Source organism: Variovorax sp. CCNWLW235 (genome assembly GCF_037204085.1).
Lineage (GTDB): Bacteria > Pseudomonadota > Gammaproteobacteria > Burkholderiales > Burkholderiaceae_C > Variovorax.
This window is the reverse complement of sequence record NZ_JBBCBW010000024.1, coordinates 37,604-56,604: the sequence shown is the minus strand read 5'-3', so window position 1 is coordinate 56,604 and position 19,001 is coordinate 37,604. Positions and strand designations below refer to the sequence as shown.

Below are 19,001 nucleotides of genomic sequence, written 5' to 3'. Positions count from 1 at the left end.
CACCGGATAATTACCCGATGAGCCACGCTCCCTCCGACACCCATCTGAACGTGCACGTGCGCCACACGCCCGGCGGCGTGGTCGGCTTCGAAGCCGTGCCCGACCACCGCATCAAGGTGCATGCGGGTGCGCCCGTCAACGGCGCCTGCAAGCTGCACAAGTTCCGCTACACGCGCGGGGACATCGACATCCTGCCAGCCGGCACCTCCGACGTCTGGCACGAAGAAACCGCGAGCACGTCGCTGGTCGTGCGCATGCCGCCTTCGCTGCTGCGGCGCACCGCCGAAGAAATGGAACTGCCGGCCGACCGCGCGAGCCTGGTGGAGCGCCACCAACTGCGCGACGCGCACATCGAGCACATTCTCTGGGCGCTCGATGCCGAGAGGCGCGCCGGCTTTCCCAACGGCACCCTCTACACGGACAGCCTGGGCATTGCGCTGGCAGCGCACCTGCTCGGCGGGCAGCGGCAGCGTGAAGCCGCGCCGGTGCATGGGCTCACCCGGCCGCAGCTGCGCCGCGTGACGGACTACATCGAAACCCACCTCGAAGGCGATCTTTCGCTGGCCAGGCTGGCCGAGGTGGCGGGCCTGAGCGCCTCTCACCTGAAGACGCAATTCAAGCGCTCCACGGGCCTGCCGGTGCACGAGTACGTGGTTCACCGGCGTGTCGACCGCGCGCGCAGCCTGCTGGTGCGCAGCGGGATGGCCGCGAGCCAGGTGGCGCTGGAGAGCGGGTTTTCGCACCAGAGCCACATGGCGCGCTGCATGCGCCGTGTGCTCGGTGTCACGCCGAGCGACGTTCGGCGCGCCGGCTAGGCCGCGCTGTCAGTCAACGGCGCCCGCGGGCGCGCTGGTCAGCGCGGAACCGCGTCGTCGAAGTCGCTGAACGCGATGTCGGGTGCGCTCGTGTTGTGGCGCGAAGGCAGGCTGCGTCCGAAGCGCATCTGCGTGCCGCTCAGTGTCTTCACATCGGGCAGGGACAGCGCCTGCTCTGCCGTGTCGGGCGACTCCCGCCAGCGCACTTCGCTCACGTCCGCGTTGTCCGGTGCCACATACATCGAACGCAGCACCGCGAAGGGTCGCGCATCCGCGGTCGGCGAAGAAAGCCTGACGTCGAGCGCGGTGCGCGTACGGCTGATTTCGGACACCTTGGCTACGGCGCTGCCGCCCCTGGCAAAGCGCAGGTGAATGGCGAGGGGTTTGGGCACGATGCGAATCGAGGCGATGTCCACCACCGGCCGGCTGCCTTGCTCGACCGGGCCGAGCAGGAACGACGAGCCGTAGACGCCGTCGCCGAAGCGTTCTTCCGGCAGCGGCTTGATGCGCCAGTAGCCGTCGGCTGGGTAAAGCACCAGCGCCTCGAGCACCTTGCCTTCTTCCTTGCGGAAGACCTGCAGCAGGTGAAAGCCGCGGTCGGTACGCGCGCCCACGCGCACCGGCACCTGCTGCGGGCGCCAGAAGCTGGGCAGCGTCATGCCGACGATGCGCCACTGCGCGTCGTCGAGCAGCACCACGCGGCGCGGCTTGAACTTGTGCGCGGGATCGCTGGGGTGGGCACCGCCGTCGAAGTTGCAGCCCGAGAAGTCGGGCGCAGTGACGTCCTTGCTGATGCTGTCCAGGTACGCCGGCTGCAGCGCCTCGATGCGCATGCGCCGGATGCCTTCGCCGCGCAGCACCAGCGAGACGTTGTCTTCTTCGGCGCAGGCGGTGGTCGTGGTGGCGTTTTCCACCGTGGCTGCGACCGGCGCCGCCGTAGCGGTTCCGGCTGCCAGCAGGGCCGGGCCGACGAGACAAAGAAGACGGGCAAGACGAGAGATACCAAGCGGGAACATCAGATCTCCGAACTGGGGTTTGACGGGTTGTCGCGGCGGCCGAGCAGGTCGCTGAACAGACGATGTTCGCATTCCGGGTCGGAGCATTTCTCGCAAGGCCATGACCAGGAGGTGGGTTTCGCGTCGCCGCGGCCTCTCGCCCGTGCCTGGCCTTCGCTGCCTGCGATGGAAATGATGGCGTTCCAGGCATTGGAGAGCCTTTCACCGCCGCTGCCATGCACCACGGCGAATGAAAGCCCGGCGCCCGACAACGCCGCGCGCACCAGCGTGTCTGTCGGCTCGCGCGCGTGGTCGCCGTCGCGCATCGCATCGGCAACCCAGGGGATGTCGAGCGCAGTGAGCAGGGTGATGGCGTAGCGCCGCTGGGCGGAGAGCGCATCGGCGTAAAGCGAGGTGTCGCCGAACAGTTGCTCGCTGTACACCGCGGTCATGAGCGCCGTGGTGTCGGCCACCACCACGCCCGAGGCGGCCGCGGCATCGATGCGGCGCGTCTGCTCGTCGGCGATGGCGCGTTGTTCGTCGGGACGGGGCGTGCGGCCTTCGCGCTCGCACCACTCGCGCAGGTACTCGGTCACCAGCGTGGCCGCAATGCCGCGCTCCCGAAGGCGCTGCACGAGCGCGCGGGCGAGTTCGGTCTTGCCCGTGCTCTCGGCGCCGAGCAGCGCAATGACGCAGCCGGCGGGCAACGCGGGCGTCATGCGCGCGCGGCCTCGTCGTGCATGCGCGAGCGCCAGGCAAGAAAACCCGCCACGCTGAGCACCGCGAACACCGCATAGAGCCCGACCGTGAGCCACAGGCCCTTGTGGATGAACAGGCCCGCGCTCACGACGTTCACCGCCAGCCATACCAGCCAGTTCTCGATGAACTTGCGCCCGAGCAGGAACTGGCCGACCAGGCTGAGCCCCGTGGCAAAGCCGTCCCACCAGGGCACATCGCTGTCGGTGAAGCGGCGCAGGAAGAGGGCGACCGCGGGCCACGCCACCGCGCAGGCCACGAGCGCAAACGCTATGCCGCGCGGCGAAAGCCGGCTCACACGCAATACGCTGCCGTCGGCACGATGGCCCCGCAGCCACTGGAACCAGCCCCAGAACGCCACGACCGCGAAGAACACCTGGAGCGAGGCGTCGCCATAGATGCGCGCCTCTGCAAACACCGCCACGTAGAGCAGCGAGCTGACGATTGCGAGCGGCCAGCCCCAATGGATTTCGCGCATGTTGCAGCCGACCATGGCCAGCGCCAGCACGGCAGCGACGAGTTCGAGCCAGCTGACCGGTGAGCCCCAGAGCGCGAAGGCGGGGGCCGAGAAGAACTCGGGCATCAGCGGAGTCAGGCGTCGAGCGCCGCCGGGCCGCCCCAAGGCGCGAGCGGCCCCCTCGGGGGGCAGCGAGGACACGCAGTGCCGAGCGTGGGGGCCATATTCAGTGAGTCACTTGAACGAACACTTCGTTGGGCTTGACCATGCCCAATTCTTGCCGCGCACGCTCTTCGACCATTTCAAGGCCGACCTTGAGGTCGTTGACCTCCGAAGCCAGCCGCTCGTTGGTGACCGCGGCCTTGGCGTTGGCCTCTTTCTGCGCGGCCAGCTTGGTTTGCAGCTGCGACACATCGCGCACGCTGCCGCGCCCGTTCCACAGCTGCCACTGCAGGATGACCAGCAGCAGCAACAGCACGATGGGTGGAACGAGGCGCGAGCGCATGCCGCGGTGCCGAGCGCTACTTCAGGTTGTAGAACGCGCCGCGGCCAGGGTAGCTGGCGATGTCGCCGAGGTCTTCCTCGATGCGCAGCAGCTGGTTGTACTTGGCGATGCGGTCGGAGCGCGAGAGCGACCCGGTCTTGATCTGGCCGGCGTTGGTGCCCACCGCGATGTCGGCAATGGTGCTGTCTTCGGTTTCGCCCGAGCGGTGCGAAATGACGGCCGTGTAGCCCGCGCGCTTGGCCATTTCGATGGCGGCGAAGGTTTCGGTCAGCGTGCCGATCTGGTTGATCTTGATCAGGATCGAGTTGGCAATGCCCTTGTCGATGCCTTCCTGCAGGATCTTGGTGTTGGTGACGAACAGGTCGTCGCCCACCAGCTGCACGCGCTTGCCCAGGCGTTCGGTGAGCAGCTTCCAGCCGTCCCAGTCGCCTTCGTGCATGCCGTCTTCAATGCTGATGATCGGGTACTTGTCGACCCAGGTGGCCAGCATGTCGGCCCAGTTGCCGGCCGACAGCGTGAGGTTCTCGCCGGAGAGCACGTAGTTGCCGTCCTTGTAGAACTCGCTGGCGGCGCAGTCGAGGCCGAGCGCAATCTGCTCGCCCGCCACGAAGCCGGCCTTGTCGATGGCTTCGAGAATCAGCTGGATGGCCGCTTCATGGCTTTCGACGCTGGGCGCGAAACCGCCTTCGTCGCCCACCGCCGTGCTGATGCCGCGGTCGCCCAGAATTTTCTTGAGCGCGTGGAACACCTCGGCGCCGTAGCGCACGGCTTCGCGGAAGCTCGGTGCACCCACGGGGATGATCATGAACTCTTGCAGATCGAGGCTGTTGTTGGCGTGCGCGCCGCCGTTGATCACGTTCATCATCGGCACCGGCAGCTGCATGCCGCCCATGCCACCGAAGTAGCGGTACAGCGGCAGGCCCGACTCTTCGGCCGCGGCGCGTGCCACGGCCATCGAAACGGCGAGGGTCGCGTTGGCGCCCAGGCGGCCCTTGTTGTCGGTGCCGTCCAGGTCGATCATCGTGCGGTCGAGAAAGGCCTGCTCGCTGGCGTCGAGGCCAAGCACGGATTCCGAGATCTCGGTGTTGATGTTCTCCACCGCCTTGAGCACGCCCTTGCCGAGATAGCGCTTCTTGTCGCCGTCGCGCAGCTCGATGGCTTCGCGCGAACCGGTCGATGCGCCCGAAGGCACGGCTGCGCGGCCCATGGTGCCCGATTCGAGCAGCACGTCGCACTCGACTGTGGGGTTGCCTCGGCTGTCGAGGATTTCGCGGCCGACGATGTCTACGATTGCACTCACTTATTGCCTTTCGTTTTGAACTGAATCTCAGACCGGGGCGGAAACGCCCTCGACCAGAACCATATTGAAGAATTCGGTCGCGCCGGCACGCTTGGCGCGCGCAGCACGGTACAACTCGTCGTCGTAGAAAGCCTTGGCCTTCTCATAGCTGGGGAAACGCAACATGGCCACGCGCGCGGGCTGCCAGTTGCCTTCCATGGTCTCGAAGCGGCCGCCGCGCACCAGGTACTCGCCGCCCGCTGCCTTCACCGCGTCGGGGGCGGCGGCCATGTACTGCTTGTACTGCTCGGGGTCGGTGATCTTCATGTCGACGATGATGTAAGCAGGGGCCACGGTGTTCTCCAATAGTCTTGTTGCGGGGCTCAGTTGAAAGAGCTTTCGAGGAAGCCGTTCTTCTTGGTGATGCGGTCCAGCTCGAGCAGCGTTTCCAGCAGGGCCTTCATGTGCTTGAGCGGCACGGCGTTGGGGCCGTCGCTCAAGGCCTTGGCAGGGTCGGGGTGCGTTTCCATGAAAACGCCGGCCACGCCAACCGCGATGGCAGCCCGTGCCAGCACCGGCACCATTTCGCGCTGGCCGCCCGAGCTCGTGCCCTGGCCGCCCGGCAGCTGCACCGAGTGCGTGGCATCGAACACCACGGGTGCGCCAGTCTCGCGCATGATGGCGAGCGAACGCATGTCCGACACCAGGTTGTTGTAACCAAAGCTCGCGCCGCGCTCGCAGGCCATGAAGCTGTCTTCGGGCAGGCCCGCTTCCTTGGCGGCCGCGCGCGCCTTGTCGATCACGTTCTTCATGTCGTGCGGCGCAAGGAACTGGCCCTTCTTGATGTTCACCGGCTTGCCCGACTGCGCCACCGCGCGAATGAAATCGGTCTGGCGGCACAGGAAGGCGGGGGTCTGCAGCACGTCGACCACCTTGGCGGCCTCGGTGATGTCGTCTTCGGTGTGCACGTCCGTCAGCACGGGCAGGCCGAGTTCGCGTTTCACCTTGGCCAGGATTTCGAGGCCCTTCTCGCGGCCAGGACCGCGGAAGCTGGTGCCCGAAGAGCGATTGGCCTTGTCGAAGCTGCTCTTGAAGATGAACGGAATGCCGAGCGAGGAAGTGATTTCCTTCAGCGTGCCGGCCGTGTCCATCTGCAGTTGCTCGGATTCGACCACGCAAGGGCCGGCGATCAGGAAGAAGGGCTGGTCCAGCCCGATGTCGAATCCGCAGAGTTTCATGCGACTGCCTTCAGGTTTTTCGTGCCGCCCGCGCTGCGGGCCTTGTGGTCGAGCGCCGCCTTGATGAAGGCGTTGAAGAGCGGATGGCCGCTCCATGGGGTCGACTTGAATTCAGGGTGGAACTGCACGCCCATGTACCAGGGATGCACGTCCTGCGGCAGCTCGACGATTTCGGTGAGGTGCTCGCGCTGGGTGAGCGCGGAAATCACCAGGCCGGCGGCGCGCAGTTCGTCCAGGTAGTTGACGTTGGCTTCGTAGCGGTGGCGGTGGCGCTCGGTCACCACGTCGCCGTAGATGCTGTGGGCCAGCGTGCCGGCCGAAACGTCGGAGCTTTGCGCACCAAGGCGCATGGTGCCGCCGAGGTCGGACTTCTCGTTGCGCGTCTTCACGGTGCCGTCGGCGTCCTTCCACTCGGTGATCAGCGCGATCACGGGGCAGGGCGTCTCGGGGTCGAACTCGGTGCTGTTCGCGTTCTTCAGGCCCGCCACATGGCGCGCGTATTCGATGGTGGCCACCTGCATGCCCAGGCAGATGCCGAGGTAGGGCACCTTGCCTTCGCGCGCAAAGCGGGCGGCCGAGATCTTGCCCTCGACGCCGCGCTGGCCGAAACCGCCGGGCACCAGGATGGCGTCGTACTTGGCAAGGCGCGAAACGTCTTGCGGCGAAATGGTTTCGGAGTCGATGTAGTCGATCTTCACGCGCGCATGGTTCTTCATGCCGGCGTGGCGCAGTGCTTCGTTCAGCGACTTGTAGCTGTCCGACAGGTCGACGTACTTGCCGACCATGGCAATGCTCACTTCCTGCTGCGGATGCTCGACCTCGTAGACCAGTTCGTCCCAGCGGTTGAGCTTGGCCGGCGGCGTGTTGATGCGCAGCTTGTCGCAGATAAGGCCATCGAGGCCCTGCTCGTGCAGCATGCGCGGCACCTTGTAGATGGTGTCCACGTCCCACATCGAGATGACGCCCCATTCGGGCACGTTCGAGAACAGCGAGATCTTGGCGCGCTCGTCGTCGGGAATCGGGCGGTCGGCGCGGCACAGCAGCGCGTCGGCCTGGATGCCGATGGCGCGCAACTCCTTGGCGGTGTGCTGCGTGGGCTTGGTCTTGAGCTCGCCGGCGGCGGCAATCCAGGGCACGTAGCTCAGGTGCACGAAGGCCGAGTTGTTCGGGCCCATGCGCAGGCTCATCTGGCGCACGGCTTCCAGGAAGGGCAGCGACTCGATGTCGCCCACGGTGCCGCCGATTTCGACGATGGCCACGTCGACCTCATGCGGGGTGCCGAGGCCGGCGCCGCGCTTGATGTATTCCTGGATTTCGTTGGTGATGTGCGGGATCACCTGCACCGTCTTGCCGAGGTAGTCGCCGCGGCGCTCTTTCTCGAGCACGGTCTTGTAGATCTGGCCGGTCGTGAAGTTGTTGGCCTTGCGCATCCGCGTGGTGATGAAGCGCTCGTAGTGGCCGAGGTCGAGGTCGGTTTCGGCGCCGTCGTCGGTAACGAACACTTCGCCATGCTGGAACGGTGACATCGTGCCGGGGTCGACATTGATGTACGGATCGAGCTTGATGAGGGTGACCTTGAGGCCGCGCGATTCGAGGATCGCGGCGAGGGAGGCGGAGGCGATTCCCTTGCCAAGGGAAGATACGACACCACCGGTGACGAAGACAAATTTGGTCATGCCAGTTCCGGACCATAGATCCGGGCAGTGGGAAATTCCGATTATAGGTGTCCCCTTTGCGTCCCTTCAGAGCAGGGCCATCCCATTCCTGATCTTGTCGGTATGTGAGCAACAATATGACTCATGCAAGATCTCGCCGGCAAACACATCGTCCTGGGCCTTACCGGTGGTATCGCCTGCTACAAGTCGGCGGAGCTGTGCCGCCTGTTCGTGAAGGCGGGCGCCACCGTCCAGGTCGTGATGACCGAGGCGGCCGAGCAGTTCATCACGCCGGTCACGATGCAGGCGCTTTCGGGGCGTACGGTCTACACCTCGCAGTGGGACACGCGCGAGCCCAACAACATGCCGCACATCAACCTGAGCCGCGAGGCCGATGCCATCGTGCTCGCGCCCTGCAGCGCCGACTTCATTGCGCGGCTCGTGCAGGGCAGGGCCGACGACCTGCTGAGCCTGATGTGCCTGGCACGCCCGATGGAGCGCGTGCCGCTTCTGATCGCCCCGGCCATGAACCGCGAGATGTGGGCGCACCCCGCCACCCAGCGCAATCTCATGCAGGTGTCGGCCGACGGGGCCACGGTGCTCGGCGTGGGCAGCGGCTGGCAGGCCTGCGGCGAGACGGGTGACGGCCGCATGCTGGAGCCGGCGCAGCTGCTCGAAGACATCACCGCCTTCTTCGCGCCCAAGCTTCTTGCGGGCCACAAGCTGCTCGTCACCGCGGGGCCCACTTTCGAGCCGCTCGATCCGATACGCGGCATTACCAACCATTCGTCCGGCAAGATGGGCTTTGCCATTGCGCGCGCCGCGCATGAGGCCGGCGCCCAGGTCACGCTGGTGGCCGGACCGGTGCATTTGCCGACCCCGCGCGGGGTGAGCCGCATCGACGTGCTCTCGGCGCAGGACATGCTCGACGCGACGATGCGCGCGGCGCAGTCTGCTAGCATTTTTGTAGCGACGGCCGCGGTGGCGGACTGGCGCCCTGCCACGCACAGCGAACAAAAGATCAAGAAGGACGGGAGCGGCAAGACGCCCGTGCTGAATTTCGTCGAGAACCCCGACATCCTCCTTGCGGTGGCCAAGAGCGAGCGCGCGCAGTCGCGCAAGCTGTTCTGCGTGGGGTTCGCGGCCGAGAGCGAGAACCTGGCCGAGCACGCCAAGGCCAAGCGCCAGCGCAAGGGGATTCCGCTCCTGGTCGGAAACATCGGCCCGCTGACCTTCGGCCAGGACGACAATGCGCTGCTGCTGGTGGATGCCAACGGCACCCGCGAGTTGCCGCGCGCGCCCAAGCTCACCCTGGCGCGCGAGCTCATGACCGAGATTGCCGCACGCCTGCCCGACTGGAGAGTCTGATGAATCCCCAATGGAACACGCCGCCGAACGGCGATTTCGCCAGCTATGTGGAACGGCTGTCGGCCCAGGCCGCATTGCCCAAGCGGGCCGCGCACGACGGCGACCATGGGCTGGACGTCGGCATCACGCCCGCGCCGGGCGCGCAGGGCGGCGCTGCGGCGCAGCGGCGGTCGGCTTCGAACGAGGACACCGCCGCGCCGGCCGGGACGTTCACGCCCGGGGCGCTCAAGGTGATGGCCGCGGTAGGCGGGCTGGTGCTGCTGGTGCTGTGGTCGGCCGGCGTGCCGTTTTTCGCGCTGGTCTTGCTGGCAGGGGCTGCGTTCTGGCTCTTCAGCAAGTTCAAGGGCCTGAAGCTCACGCCCGGCGTCGCCAAGTGGCAGCAGGTGCTCGAGGAAGCCGCCCGCAAGCAAAGAGAACAGCAACAAAAGCAAGGCAAGTAGAAGTGAAAGTAGACGTCCGTATCCTCGATCCACGCATGGTGGATCAATTGCCCGCCTATGCCACGCCCGGCAGCGCAGGGCTCGATCTCAGGGCCTGCCTCGATGCGCCCATCACGCTGGAGCCCAATGCCTGGCAACTCGTTGGCACGGGCATCGCGATCCACCTGGCCGACCCGGCCTATGCGGCGCTGATTCTTCCGCGCTCGGGCCTTGGCCACAAGCACGGCATCGTGCTGGGCAATCTCGTGGGCCTGATCGACAGCGACTACCAGGGCGAGCTGAAGATCAGCGCCTGGAACCGCAGCGACACGCCTTTTGTACTCCAGCCGATGGAGCGGCTTGCGCAACTCGTGATCGTGCCGGTGGTGCAGGCGCAGTTTCGCGTGGTCACAGAATTTGCAGCCTCGCAACGCGGCGAAGGCGGCTACGGGTCGACCGGCAAGCACTGACAACGTCGCCGACCACTCCCTGGTGGCCGGAATCGTATCGGGCCAGTAAAGATCGGAACCCGTCAGCTCGCGGCGCGCTCCTACATGCCGGTGTGTGTCGGGCGTCATCCCGCTTGCGGGAACGGCGTTAAACACAAGCTTAGGCTTGGTGCATTCGGATGCACCGGCTATTTCCGAGGAGCCATCAACATGAAAATCTCAACGCGCTTCGTTTCCATTGGCGCTTCCGTGCTGGCACTTGCCACGCTCACGGCCTGCGTCGCTCCCGCGCCGGTCTATCACACGACGCGCTATCCCTACCAGGCACCGCCGCAGGCCGTTCCATACCAGGAAGCGGCGTACGTCGAATACGGCCATGTGGCCAACATCGAAGTGCTGCGCAGCGAAACCCGAGGCACCGGCACCACCGGCGGTGGCGCGGTGGCAGGCGGTGTCGTCGGCGGCGTGGTGGGCAACCAGTTTGGCCACGGCAGCGGCCGTGCCGCGGCAACTGCCCTGGGCATCGTGGGCGGCGCACTCCTGGGCAACACCATCGAAGCCCAGAACAACGGGCCGCGCGCCTACGAGAGCTATCGCATCTCGGTGCAAACCGATCGCGGCGGCTACCGTGCGTTCGACGTGCAGCATCCGGGCGACCTGCGCATCGGCGACCGCGTGCGCATCGACAACGGCCAGCTCTCGCGCATGTAGGTCGGTTTTCGGGGTGCTTTCGCGAGCAACAAAAAGCCGGGCAGTGCCCGGCTTTTTGTTGGCTGCAGCAGTTTTCCCGTTCGCCGGTTTCAGTGCAGCAGATCGTTGCCGGGGGCGGTCGGCGGCACCTTGAAAAAGGCCGTGCCTGCCGTTCCGCTGCCGACTTCTTCTTCGGTGGCTTCGCGCACCGAACGCACCGTGATGTCGAGCCGGATCGCAATGCCCGCGAGCGGATGGTTGCCGTCGAGCACCAGGTGGTCGGGGTAGATCTCGGCCACGGTGTAGATCACGTCCTTGGGCATGTCCTCGCTCACGCCCTTGGGCAGCGCGGCGCCGTCGAAGGTCATGCCTTCTTCCGTACCTTCAGGGAACAGCGAACGGGGCTCGAGAAAGAGCAGCTGATCGTTGAAGTCGCCAAAGCCTTGCTCAGGCTCCAGCTGCAGTTGCACCCGAGCGCCGGGTTCGTGGCCCTGCAGGGCGGCTTCGATCACGTCGAAGAGGTCGTCGCCCCCCACCATGAATTCCACGGGCTCGTCGAGCACGTCCAGCACTTCGCCCAAAGTGTCTTTCATCGTCCAGGTCAGGCCGACCACGCATTGTTCAGAGATTTCCATTGCAGAATTCTCCCATGGAGATTACACAACCGCTGCCGTTGCTCGGCGGCCTGAGCGCCGCGCAGTTCATGCGGCGGTATTGGCAGAAAAAGCCCTTGCTCGTGCGCCAGGCCATACCCGCCATGGTGCCACCGATCGAGCGCAGCGCGCTCTTTGCCCTGGCCGAGCGCGAGGACGTGGAATCGCGCCTCATCCGACACGGCAATAACGGTTGGACACTTAAGCACGGGCCGCTCGCGCGCCGCGCGCTGCCGCCGCTCAAGCAGCCCGAATGGACGCTGCTGGTGCAGGGCGTCGACCTGCATCACGACGGCGTGCATGCGCTTCTGCAGCAGTTTCGCTTTCTGCCCGACGCACGGCTGGACGACCTCATGATCAGCTACGCCAGCGACAAGGGCGGCGTGGGCGCGCATTTCGACAGCTACGACGTGTTTCTGCTTCAGGCGCAGGGCACGCGGCGCTGGTCGATCGGCAAGCAGAGCGACTTGCGCCTGCAGCAAGGCGTGCCGCTCAAGATCCTCGAGCAATTCGAGCCCGAGCAAAGCTTTGTGCTCGAGCCGGGCGACATGCTCTATCTGCCGCCGCGCTATGCGCATGACGGCGTGGCCGTCGGCGACGACTGCATGACCTGCTCCATCGGCCTGCGCTCGTCCGCCGCGGGCGAGCTCGGCGCCGACCTGCTGGCGCGCATGGCCCAGGCCTACTCCGAAGCCCTGGAAGATGCCGGCCCCGCGGAGCTGGCGCGCTACCGCGATCCTGCCCAACCCGCGGTCGAGGCGCCGGCCGCCATGCCCGCCGCGCTGCAGGCCTTTGCGCGCAAGGCGGTCGATGCCGCGCTGCGCGACCCCGACGCAATCGACCGTGCGCTGGGTGAATCGCTCACCGAGCCCAAGGCCAATGTCTGGTTCGACGAAGGCACCGAAGCGCCGGATGTGCCGCGCAGCGTGGCGCTCGACCGCCGCACGCGCATGCTTTACGACGCGAGGCATCTCTACATCAACGGCGAAAGCTTTCGCGCCGGCGGTGCCGATGCAACGCTGATGCGCAGGTTGGCCGACCAGCGCGCGCTCGGCCCGCGCGAACTGGCGCGCGCAAGCAGCGGCGCGCTCGCGCTGCTGGCCGAGTGGTGCGAGGCAGGGTGGCTGCATGCCGATTGAACCTACGGCGGCGGCAGAACCGCTCTTGCCCGAAGGCCGGTTCGATGGCCGCGAAGCCTTCGAAGGCCTTGTGCGGGCCGCGCTTTCCGCCGCGGCCCGGCAGGGCTGGAGGGAACTGGTCTTGAGCGACCCCGACTTTGCGGATTGGCCCCTGGGCGAGCGCGCGAGCATCGAGGCGCTTCAGGCCTGGTCGGCCTCCGGCCGCCGCTTCGTTCTGCTGGCACAGCGCTTCGATGTAGTCGAACGTATTCATGCACGCTTCGTTCCCTGGCGCCGCATGTGGGATCACATCATCGAGTGCCGCGTGGTGCGCGCGGAAGGCAGCAATGCGGTGCCCAGTGCCATATGGACGCCCGAGTGGTGCGCCCACCGCACCGACCCCGAGCGCAGCCGCGGCGTGAGCGGCTTCGACCCGCGTGCGCGGCGCGAGTTGCGGGAAGCCATCGATGAGTCATGGCGAGCGGGGCGGCCCGCGTTTCCGGCATCGACACTGGGCTTGTAAGCCAATGCCGCGAATGAGGGCGCGAGACACAAACGGGCAGTGATGCGGGTCTAGAATTTTTTCGTCCAGACATTCATTGCAAAGGAGTTTCCATGAAGAAGCCGTCATCCGTCCTGCTGGCCTCGTTGATCGCCGCCGCCGCACTCGTGGCTTGCGGAAAGAAAGAGGATGCTGCGCCGGCGGTTGTGACCCCGCCGCCCGCACCGGTGACCGAACCGGCTCCCGCACCGCCCGCGGCTGCTCCGGCGCCCTCGACGACCACCGATCCGTCCGCCGCAACAACGCCTTCGCCGGGCGCTTCCTCGGCCCTCGATGCGGCCAATGCCGCCACAGAGGCTGCCAAGAAGAACGAAGCGCCGAAGCAGTAACGACGAACGCCCCAGCGGGCTTTCATTCACCCAGCAAAAAAGCCGCCTCATGGCGGCTTTTTGCATGGTGCCCCGGAGCGGGCAAGAGGCGAACGATCAGACGTCCAGCCAGGGCGAGCCTTCCGATGCACTGGCCGTGAGCATCTCGGCCTCATGGCCCCCAAGGGCATCGGCCATGAGGCGCCGCACGATGTCGGGGCGGTTGTTCTGCTCGCTCAGATGCGCCGCAACCACGTGGCGCAGCCCCTCGTGCCGAACCGCGCGTGCAATGTCCGCGGCGGCTTCATTCGACAGGTGGCCGTGCTTGCCGCCGACACGCAGTTTCAGGAAAGCCGGATAGGCCGAATTGGCGAGCAGTTCGCTGTCGTGGTTGAACTCGAGCAGCAGCGCGTGCACGCCGCTGAGCCTTGAGAGCACATGGGCCGTGGCATGGCCCAGGTCGGTGAGCACGCCCAGCGTTCGCGCGCCGTCGGAGCAGCGCAGCTGCAGCGGCTCGCGTGCGTCGTGCGGCACGGTAAAGGGCTGCACCGCAATGTCGCCGACCGCAAACTCGGCGTCGTCGCGTGCCAGGTTGAGCCGCCCTTCGAAGTCGCGCCCGCCGGTGGCAAGCCAGGTGCCTTCGCTCATCCACACGGGAATGCGGTTGCGCCGCGACAGCGAGTGGGCGCAGCCGATGTGGTCGCCGTGCTCGTGCGTGACAAAGATCGCGTCGATATCGGTGGCTGCGAGGCCTGCCTTGGCAAGCCGCAGATCGAGTTGCCGCAGGCCGAAGCCGCAGTCGATCAGGAGCCGGGAGGTGCGGCCGCCGCTGGTCGCTTCGACCAGCGCGGCATTGCCCGTGCTGCCGCTGCCGAGGCTTCGGAAGCGGAGCATGCGGGTTACTTCAGGTCGTCTGCAATGACCTGGACGATGCGCTGCGCATTGGCCGAGGTTTCGGGTGCGCCGGATTCGTTCAGCACCGAGACCGTGGTCGATTCGCCCTGGCCCTTCACGAGGATGCGGAACTTGATCGGTGCTTCGTTCTTGCTGGAGCTGCTGCCGAACAGCTTGCCGAAGAAGCCGGGTTCCTTCTTGTCCGCGTTGGGGGTCACGTAGCGCACGTAGTAGATGCCGGCGCTGCGATCGCGGTCTTCCACGGTGAAGCCGGTGCGGTCGAGCGCCAGGCCCACGCGGCGCCATGCGCGGTCGAAGCCCTCGCTGATCTGCACCACCGGCTGGCCGCCGGCGTTCGAAACGGTGGCGGTCTTGGTCGGCGCGCTGGTAGCGGCAATGATCTTCGACTGTTCTTGCGAAACGCCGAGCTTGACCATCAGTCGGCGCAGGAACTCGGTTTCGAGTTCAGGGTCGCTCGGGCGGGGCTGCCACACGGTCTGGTCTTGGCGGCTGTTGTTGTAGACCTCTTGCATGCCGCGGTGGCTCACGAAGATCTCGGTGCCGTTCGGCGTGCGCTCCAGGCGGGTGCGGAAGCGGTCGAGCTCGCCGGTCGAGTAGACCGAATCGACCAGCTTGCCCAGCGTACCGCGGATGATGTCCTGCGGCAGCTTGGCGCGGTTTTCGGCCCAGTCGGTTTCCATGATGCCGAGGTTGCGCTGCTCGGTGGTCAGCAGGAAGCCGCTCTCTTGCCAGAAGTCCTTCACCGGATCCCAGAGCTGTTCGGGCGTACGGTTGATGACGATCCAGCGCTGCGTGCCCGAACGTTCCATGCGCACGTCGCCGATGTTGGCAACCGCGGTGGGAATCCCTGGTGCATTGGCTGCCCCGGCCTGGTAGGCGTTGGCGGTGACCGCGCCGCCCGGAACCGCATAGCGGTTCTCGCGCGAAAGCTGCGACAGGTCGGGCGGGACTTCGAGCGTGGGGGCCTTGCCGGCGCTCTTGTAGTCGATCTTGTCGCCCTCGAGAACGGAGCAGGCGGCGAGGCTGACAACGAGGGCCAGCAGTGCGAATCGCGAGATGTGCGAAAGGTTCTTCAACGTCGTCTTCCTTGTTGGAATGGGTTCGATCAATCTATGGGGCCGCATTGCCCGCACTCTCTGAGCACGGTTCAGGCAAAAGGTTGCGTAACCTCGATGCGGCAGGGAGAAAAGAGATGGGAGTATTGGGGAGATGAAGCGGGCTCAGCCCTTGAGCAGGCCGCAGGCGCGCAGGGCAGCCTCGACCACGGGTTGGTTCGTTTCAGCCAGTTCGGTGAGCGGCAGCCGCAGGGTGCCGCCGCAAAGGCCGAGCCTGGACATGGCCCACTTGAGAGGAATCGGGTTGGGTTCGACGAACAGGTTGCGGTGCAGCGGCATCAGCTCGAACTGGATCTGCATCGCCTTGCGCACGTCGCCCGCAATGGCCGCAACGCACAGCTCGTGCATCTTGCGCGGGGCAATGTTGGCCGTGACGCTGATGTTGCCTTGCCCGCCGCAGAGCATGAGCGCCACCGCCGTCGGGTCGTCGCCGGAATACACGGCAAAGTGCTTGGGCAGGTCGCGAATGAGCCACTGGGCACGCTCGATGTTGCCGGTGGCTTCCTTGATGCCGATGATGCCGGGCACCTGGGCCAGGCGCAGAACGGTGTCGTGCGCCATATCTGCCACGGTGCGGCCGGGCACGTTGTACAGCACGGTGGGCAGGTCGCCCACGGCTTCGGCAATGGCCTTGAAGTGCTGGTACTGGCCTTCTTGCGTCGGCTTGTTGTAGTAGGGCACCACCTGCAGCTGGCAATCGGCGCCCACGCCCTTGGCGAACTTGGCAAGCTCGATGGCTTCCTTGGTCGAATTGGCGCCGCAGCCGGCCATCACGGGCACGCGGCCCTTGGCCTGCTCGACCGACACGCGGATGATTTCGCAGTGCTCTTCCACGTCGACCGTGGGCGATTCGCCGGTGGTGCCGACCACGCCGAGGCAGTCGGTGCCTTCGTCGATGTGCCAGTCGATCAGCCGGCGCAGGGCGGGATAGTCGACACTGCCGTCGTCGTGCATCGGCGTGACGAGAGCGACGATGCTGCCTGTCAGTTGCTCCAAGGGGGAATCTCTCTGTCGGTGGACGAAAGCGCCGATTCTACTTACTCCGGCGCCCCCGGAAACAGCCGCGCCGGCGGGGTCAGTTTGCCCGCAGCAGGCGGCGTTCGGGCGCACCCGAGGCGGCGCTGCCGGCACGAACCGCGGCAATGCGCTGCACGAAGCGATCCGGCTCCGCAAGAAAACCGTCTTCGTAGGCCACCACGCGCAGCTCTTGGCAGGCGTCCAGCAGCTCGCCCGGCTGCAGCAGGAAGTCCGGGCGCGAGGGCTTGCCCACCGTTTCGTTGCCGGCGGCAAAGGTTTCGTAGAGCAGCACGCCACCCGGCGCGACCGCGGCCACGATGTCGGCCATGCGCGGCCGCCACAGGTAGTTGGTGACGACCACCGCGCCGAAAGACTGGCCCGCGAAAGGCCAGGGGCCCGTTTCGATGTCGGCGGTAAGGGTGCGGCAGAAGGCGCTTGCGGCTTCAGTCGCTTCGGTGGAGCGGTCGACGCCCATCACTGCATGCCCGCGCCTGGCAAACCACTGCATGTGGCGCCCCTGGCCGCAGGCCACGTCGAGCACGGTACTGCCGGGCACGAGCAGGTGCGACCACCGCACGATCCATTCCGACGGAGCAAGTCCGCCGTGCAAGGCTGCTATGTCTTTCATAGCAGTCAGAAGCACGACCAAACCTGGTCGACCAGCGTCACCAGGAAGTCCGGATGGACGTAAAGCGCGAAAACGCCGCCCAGCACCGCCACTGCGGCAGCGAGCCAGCCGGCGTGCGAAAGGTGATGGCGCATTTGCGGAGTCATGGCGCGATTGTCCGCCGTTGGATCAGCCCGGCACAACGGCCGGGCGCGCCGCCCGCGCAATGGCGCCTTCCTTGACCGGCAGGTTGATCAGCGCAGCAAACACGCCGAGGGCAATCGCGATGTACCAGACGATGTCGTAGCTGCCGGTGGTGTCGTACAGGTAGCCGCCAAGCCACACGCCGATGAACGAGCCGACCTGGTGGCTCAGGAACACGAAGCCGCTGAGCATCGAAAGGTGCGCCACGCCGAAGATGCCGGCAATGATCGCGTTGGTGGCGGGCACCGTCGAAAGCCACAGAAAGCCCATGGCCGCCGAAAAAACGTACACGCTGAGCGGCGAGATCGGCACCAGCAGAAACAGCACGATCGAGACCGCCCGCGCAAAGTAGATGGCCGCCAGGATCTTGCGCTTGGCCAGCTTCTGGCCCAGCAGTCCCACGGTATAGGTGCCGAACACATTGAAGAGCCCGATCAGCGCCAGTGCGTAGCCCGCCACCTCGACCGGCAGCTTCTGGTCGCGCAGGTAGGTCGGCATGTGGATGCCGATGAATGCCAGCTGGAAGCCGCATACGAAATAACCCGCCATCAGCAGGCCGAAGCTCGGGTAGCGGAACGCCTCGCCGACCGCCTGCAGCACCGATTGCTCGCGGTGCCCGGCCAAGGCCCCTTGCCGCGGCTCACGCAGGCCGAAGGCCAGCGGCACGATCACCAGCACCAGCACGGCCACCACCGCCAGCGCGGTTTGCCAGCCCAGGTGGCCGATCAAGCGGCCTTCGATCGGCGCCATCAGGAATTGCCCGAACGAGCCCGCCGCTGCGGCCACGCCCATGGCCCACGAACGCCGCTCGGCCGGAATCTGGCGCCCGATCACGCCGTACACGACGGCATAGGTCGTGCCAGCCTGCGCCGCGCCGATCAGCACGCCGGCGCTCAGGGTGAACAGCAGCGGCGTGGGCGAATACGCCATGCCCAGCAGGCCCAGTGCGTAGAACACCGCGCCGGCCAGCAAAACCCGGAAAGCCCCGAAGCGATCCGCCAGCATGCCCGCGAACACCCCGAAGATGCCCCACGAGAGGTTCTGCACCGCAAGCGCGAACGAGAAGGTCTGGCGGCTCCAGTCCTGCGCCTGAGTAATGGGCTGCAGCCAGAGCCCGAAGCCGTGGCGGATGCCCATCGAGAGCGTGACGATCATGGCGCCGCAGATCAGCACCTGCTTGACCGAGAGAGTGGGGGAAGAGGCTTGCATGCCTTTGAATGTACCGATTTGCTACTTGGGCAGGCGGCGAGGGGGTAAAGCCCATTGATGATTTGTTGAGGCCGGATCGATGCGCTATTCGCATCAAAGCGCCGACCCTGCTCTTGCTGCGCTTTGTTTGTAATTGGTTACATTTGCGTCTTCTCCACGCCGCTACCTCAAGGATCCCGACCCATGAGAAGAACCGTCCTGAAGTTCGCCGCCCTCGCGGTATTCGCGCTTGCAGTTGCCGGCTGCGCCAGCACCCCGACCGGCCCCAAGTTCCAGGAGATGGGCAACGTCATCCCCAAGCTCAAGCCGGGCAACGGCCGCATCTATTTCTTCCGTGCCGCGGGTCCTTTCGGCGCAGCGCTGCAGCCTGGCGTCCGCATCGACAAATTCGGCGTCGGCTCCTCGAAGCCCGGCAGCTTCTTCTTCGTGGACCGTCCCGCGGGCACCTACCAGGCCGCCACGACCAGCGACCTGCGCAAGACGCTCGAAGTGCCGCTGGCAGACGGAGAGACGAAGTACGTGCGCATGTCGCCCTCGTTCGGGCTGACGGTCGGGAGCATCGTTCTCAATCTCGAAGCGCCCGAGAAGGCCCGATCCGAAATGGGCTGGCTCGCCTACGCGGGTCAGGTGATCGTCGACAAGTAAGTCCGGGCGGGTGGGCCGCCGA

Annotated in this window: 24 protein-coding genes; 9 read left to right on the top strand and 15 right to left on the bottom strand. The window is 66.1% G+C overall.

Translation table 11 applies throughout. The annotated features are described in order from the left end of the window. Positions 1 to 17 precede the first annotated feature (17 nt). On the top strand, positions 18 to 815 hold the full coding sequence (locus tag V9L21_RS22025) for an AraC family transcriptional regulator (RefSeq protein WP_337315006.1): 798 nt from the start codon (positions 18 to 20) through the stop codon (positions 813 to 815). 38 nt (positions 816 to 853) lie between these two features. On the opposite strand, the gene V9L21_RS22020 is transcribed toward V9L21_RS22025, so the two are convergent. From V9L21_RS22020 to V9L21_RS21985, 8 genes are all read right to left on the bottom strand, one after another. Continuing rightward, complete coding sequence (locus tag V9L21_RS22020) at positions 854 to 1,831, bottom strand: hypothetical protein (RefSeq protein ID WP_337315005.1); 978 nt, start codon at positions 1,829 to 1,831, stop codon at positions 854 to 856. Then, a complete protein-coding gene (locus V9L21_RS22015; RefSeq protein WP_337315004.1) occupies positions 1,831 to 2,529 on the bottom strand; it encodes an ATP-binding protein in 699 nt (232 codons plus the stop codon). Before V9L21_RS22015 ends, V9L21_RS22020 begins: the two co-directional genes overlap by 1 nt. Continuing rightward, positions 2,526 to 3,149, bottom strand: coding sequence for a nicotinamide riboside transporter PnuC (gene pnuC, locus V9L21_RS22010; protein WP_337315003.1), 624 nt, complete (start codon positions 3,147 to 3,149; stop codon positions 2,526 to 2,528). The genes V9L21_RS22015 and pnuC overlap by 4 nt, the downstream gene beginning before the upstream one ends. Positions 3,150 to 3,249: 100 nt before the next feature. Then, a complete protein-coding gene (gene ftsB / locus V9L21_RS22005; RefSeq protein ID WP_126748976.1) occupies positions 3,250 to 3,528 on the bottom strand; it encodes a cell division protein FtsB in 279 nt (92 codons plus the stop codon). A 16-nt stretch (positions 3,529 to 3,544) separates the two neighbouring features. After that, positions 3,545 to 4,828: a phosphopyruvate hydratase gene (eno, locus tag V9L21_RS22000; protein ID WP_012748543.1), complete on the bottom strand. Its 1,284-nt coding sequence runs from the start codon at positions 4,826 to 4,828 to the stop codon at positions 3,545 to 3,547. Positions 4,829 to 4,855: 27 nt separating this feature from the next. Next, positions 4,856 to 5,161, bottom strand: coding sequence for a DUF1330 domain-containing protein (locus tag V9L21_RS21995; RefSeq protein WP_157614689.1), 306 nt, complete (start codon positions 5,159 to 5,161; stop codon positions 4,856 to 4,858). 29 nt (positions 5,162 to 5,190) lie between these two features. Next, complete coding sequence (gene kdsA / locus V9L21_RS21990; protein WP_337315002.1) at positions 5,191 to 6,045, bottom strand: 3-deoxy-8-phosphooctulonate synthase; 855 nt, start codon at positions 6,043 to 6,045, stop codon at positions 5,191 to 5,193. Further along, a complete protein-coding gene (locus V9L21_RS21985) occupies positions 6,042 to 7,721 on the bottom strand; it encodes a CTP synthase (protein WP_157614687.1) in 1,680 nt (559 codons plus the stop codon). The genes kdsA and V9L21_RS21985 overlap by 4 nt, the downstream gene beginning before the upstream one ends. Before the next feature lie 123 nt (positions 7,722 to 7,844). Here V9L21_RS21985 and coaBC point away from each other — a divergent pair, with 123 nt between their 5' ends. From coaBC to V9L21_RS21965, 4 genes are all read left to right on the top strand, one after another. Then, positions 7,845 to 9,068 carry a bifunctional phosphopantothenoylcysteine decarboxylase/phosphopantothenate--cysteine ligase CoaBC gene (gene coaBC, locus V9L21_RS21980; protein WP_337315001.1) on the top strand — a complete coding sequence of 408 codons (1,224 nt, stop codon included), beginning with the start codon at positions 7,845 to 7,847 and terminating at the stop codon, positions 9,066 to 9,068. Continuing rightward, positions 9,068 to 9,508 (top strand): hypothetical protein, encoded by a 441-nt coding sequence (locus V9L21_RS21975; RefSeq protein ID WP_337315000.1) that lies wholly within the window; start codon positions 9,068 to 9,070, stop codon positions 9,506 to 9,508. Before coaBC ends, V9L21_RS21975 begins: the two co-directional genes overlap by 1 nt. 2 nt (positions 9,509 to 9,510) lie before the next feature. After that, on the top strand, positions 9,511 to 9,957 hold the full coding sequence (dut, locus tag V9L21_RS21970; protein WP_021008098.1) for a dUTP diphosphatase: 447 nt from the start codon (positions 9,511 to 9,513) through the stop codon (positions 9,955 to 9,957). A gap of 189 nt (positions 9,958 to 10,146) precedes the next feature. After that, entirely contained in the window at positions 10,147 to 10,647 is a 501-nt protein-coding gene (locus V9L21_RS21965; protein WP_126748983.1) for a glycine zipper 2TM domain-containing protein, read from the top strand. 89 nt (positions 10,648 to 10,736) lie between these two features. Here the strand turns inward: V9L21_RS21965 and V9L21_RS21960 are convergent, their stop codons facing one another. Next, positions 10,737 to 11,261 (bottom strand): FKBP-type peptidyl-prolyl cis-trans isomerase, encoded by a 525-nt coding sequence (locus V9L21_RS21960; protein WP_258507792.1) that lies wholly within the window; start codon positions 11,259 to 11,261, stop codon positions 10,737 to 10,739. Positions 11,262 to 11,275: 14 nt separating this feature from the next. On the opposite strand from V9L21_RS21960, the gene V9L21_RS21955 reads away from it, so the two are divergent. From V9L21_RS21955 to V9L21_RS21945, 3 genes are all read left to right on the top strand, one after another. Continuing rightward, positions 11,276 to 12,418, top strand: coding sequence for a JmjC domain-containing protein (locus V9L21_RS21955; RefSeq protein WP_337314999.1), 1,143 nt, complete (start codon positions 11,276 to 11,278; stop codon positions 12,416 to 12,418). Then, the gene (locus V9L21_RS21950) at positions 12,408 to 12,920 is read left to right on the top strand and encodes a hypothetical protein (protein ID WP_337314998.1); all 513 of its coding nucleotides are present in this window, start codon (positions 12,408 to 12,410) and stop codon (positions 12,918 to 12,920) included. Before V9L21_RS21955 ends, V9L21_RS21950 begins: the two co-directional genes overlap by 11 nt. Before the next feature lie 92 nt (positions 12,921 to 13,012). Further along, positions 13,013 to 13,288 (top strand): hypothetical protein, encoded by a 276-nt coding sequence (locus V9L21_RS21945; RefSeq protein WP_157614681.1) that lies wholly within the window; start codon positions 13,013 to 13,015, stop codon positions 13,286 to 13,288. A gap of 96 nt (positions 13,289 to 13,384) precedes the next feature. Here the strand turns inward: V9L21_RS21945 and V9L21_RS21940 are convergent, their stop codons facing one another. The 6 genes from V9L21_RS21940 to V9L21_RS21915 all read right to left on the bottom strand — a co-directional run bounded on the left by V9L21_RS21940 (position 13,385) and on the right by V9L21_RS21915 (position 18,334). After that, positions 13,385 to 14,161, bottom strand: coding sequence for an MBL fold metallo-hydrolase (locus V9L21_RS21940; protein ID WP_337314997.1), 777 nt, complete (start codon positions 14,159 to 14,161; stop codon positions 13,385 to 13,387). Positions 14,162 to 14,166: 5 nt separating this feature from the next. Next, complete coding sequence (gene bamC, locus V9L21_RS21935; RefSeq protein ID WP_337314996.1) at positions 14,167 to 15,258, bottom strand: outer membrane protein assembly factor BamC; 1,092 nt, start codon at positions 15,256 to 15,258, stop codon at positions 14,167 to 14,169. Positions 15,259 to 15,402: 144 nt separating this feature from the next. Continuing rightward, complete coding sequence (dapA, locus tag V9L21_RS21930) at positions 15,403 to 16,329, bottom strand: 4-hydroxy-tetrahydrodipicolinate synthase (RefSeq protein WP_443098559.1); 927 nt, start codon at positions 16,327 to 16,329, stop codon at positions 15,403 to 15,405. Positions 16,330 to 16,372: 43 nt separating this feature from the next. Further along, positions 16,373 to 16,942 carry a class I SAM-dependent methyltransferase gene (locus tag V9L21_RS21925; protein ID WP_337314995.1) on the bottom strand — a complete coding sequence of 190 codons (570 nt, stop codon included), beginning with the start codon at positions 16,940 to 16,942 and terminating at the stop codon, positions 16,373 to 16,375. 5 nt (positions 16,943 to 16,947) lie between these two features. Beyond that, positions 16,948 to 17,088, bottom strand: coding sequence for a hypothetical protein (locus V9L21_RS21920; RefSeq protein ID WP_165442097.1), 141 nt, complete (start codon positions 17,086 to 17,088; stop codon positions 16,948 to 16,950). A gap of 22 nt (positions 17,089 to 17,110) precedes the next feature. After that, complete coding sequence (locus tag V9L21_RS21915) at positions 17,111 to 18,334, bottom strand: MFS transporter (RefSeq protein ID WP_337314994.1); 1,224 nt, start codon at positions 18,332 to 18,334, stop codon at positions 17,111 to 17,113. A 183-nt stretch (positions 18,335 to 18,517) separates the two neighbouring features. On the opposite strand from V9L21_RS21915, the gene V9L21_RS21910 reads away from it, so the two are divergent. Beyond that, positions 18,518 to 18,979: a DUF2846 domain-containing protein gene (locus V9L21_RS21910; protein ID WP_337314993.1), complete on the top strand. Its 462-nt coding sequence runs from the start codon at positions 18,518 to 18,520 to the stop codon at positions 18,977 to 18,979. Positions 18,980 to 19,001: the final 22 nt, after the last annotated feature.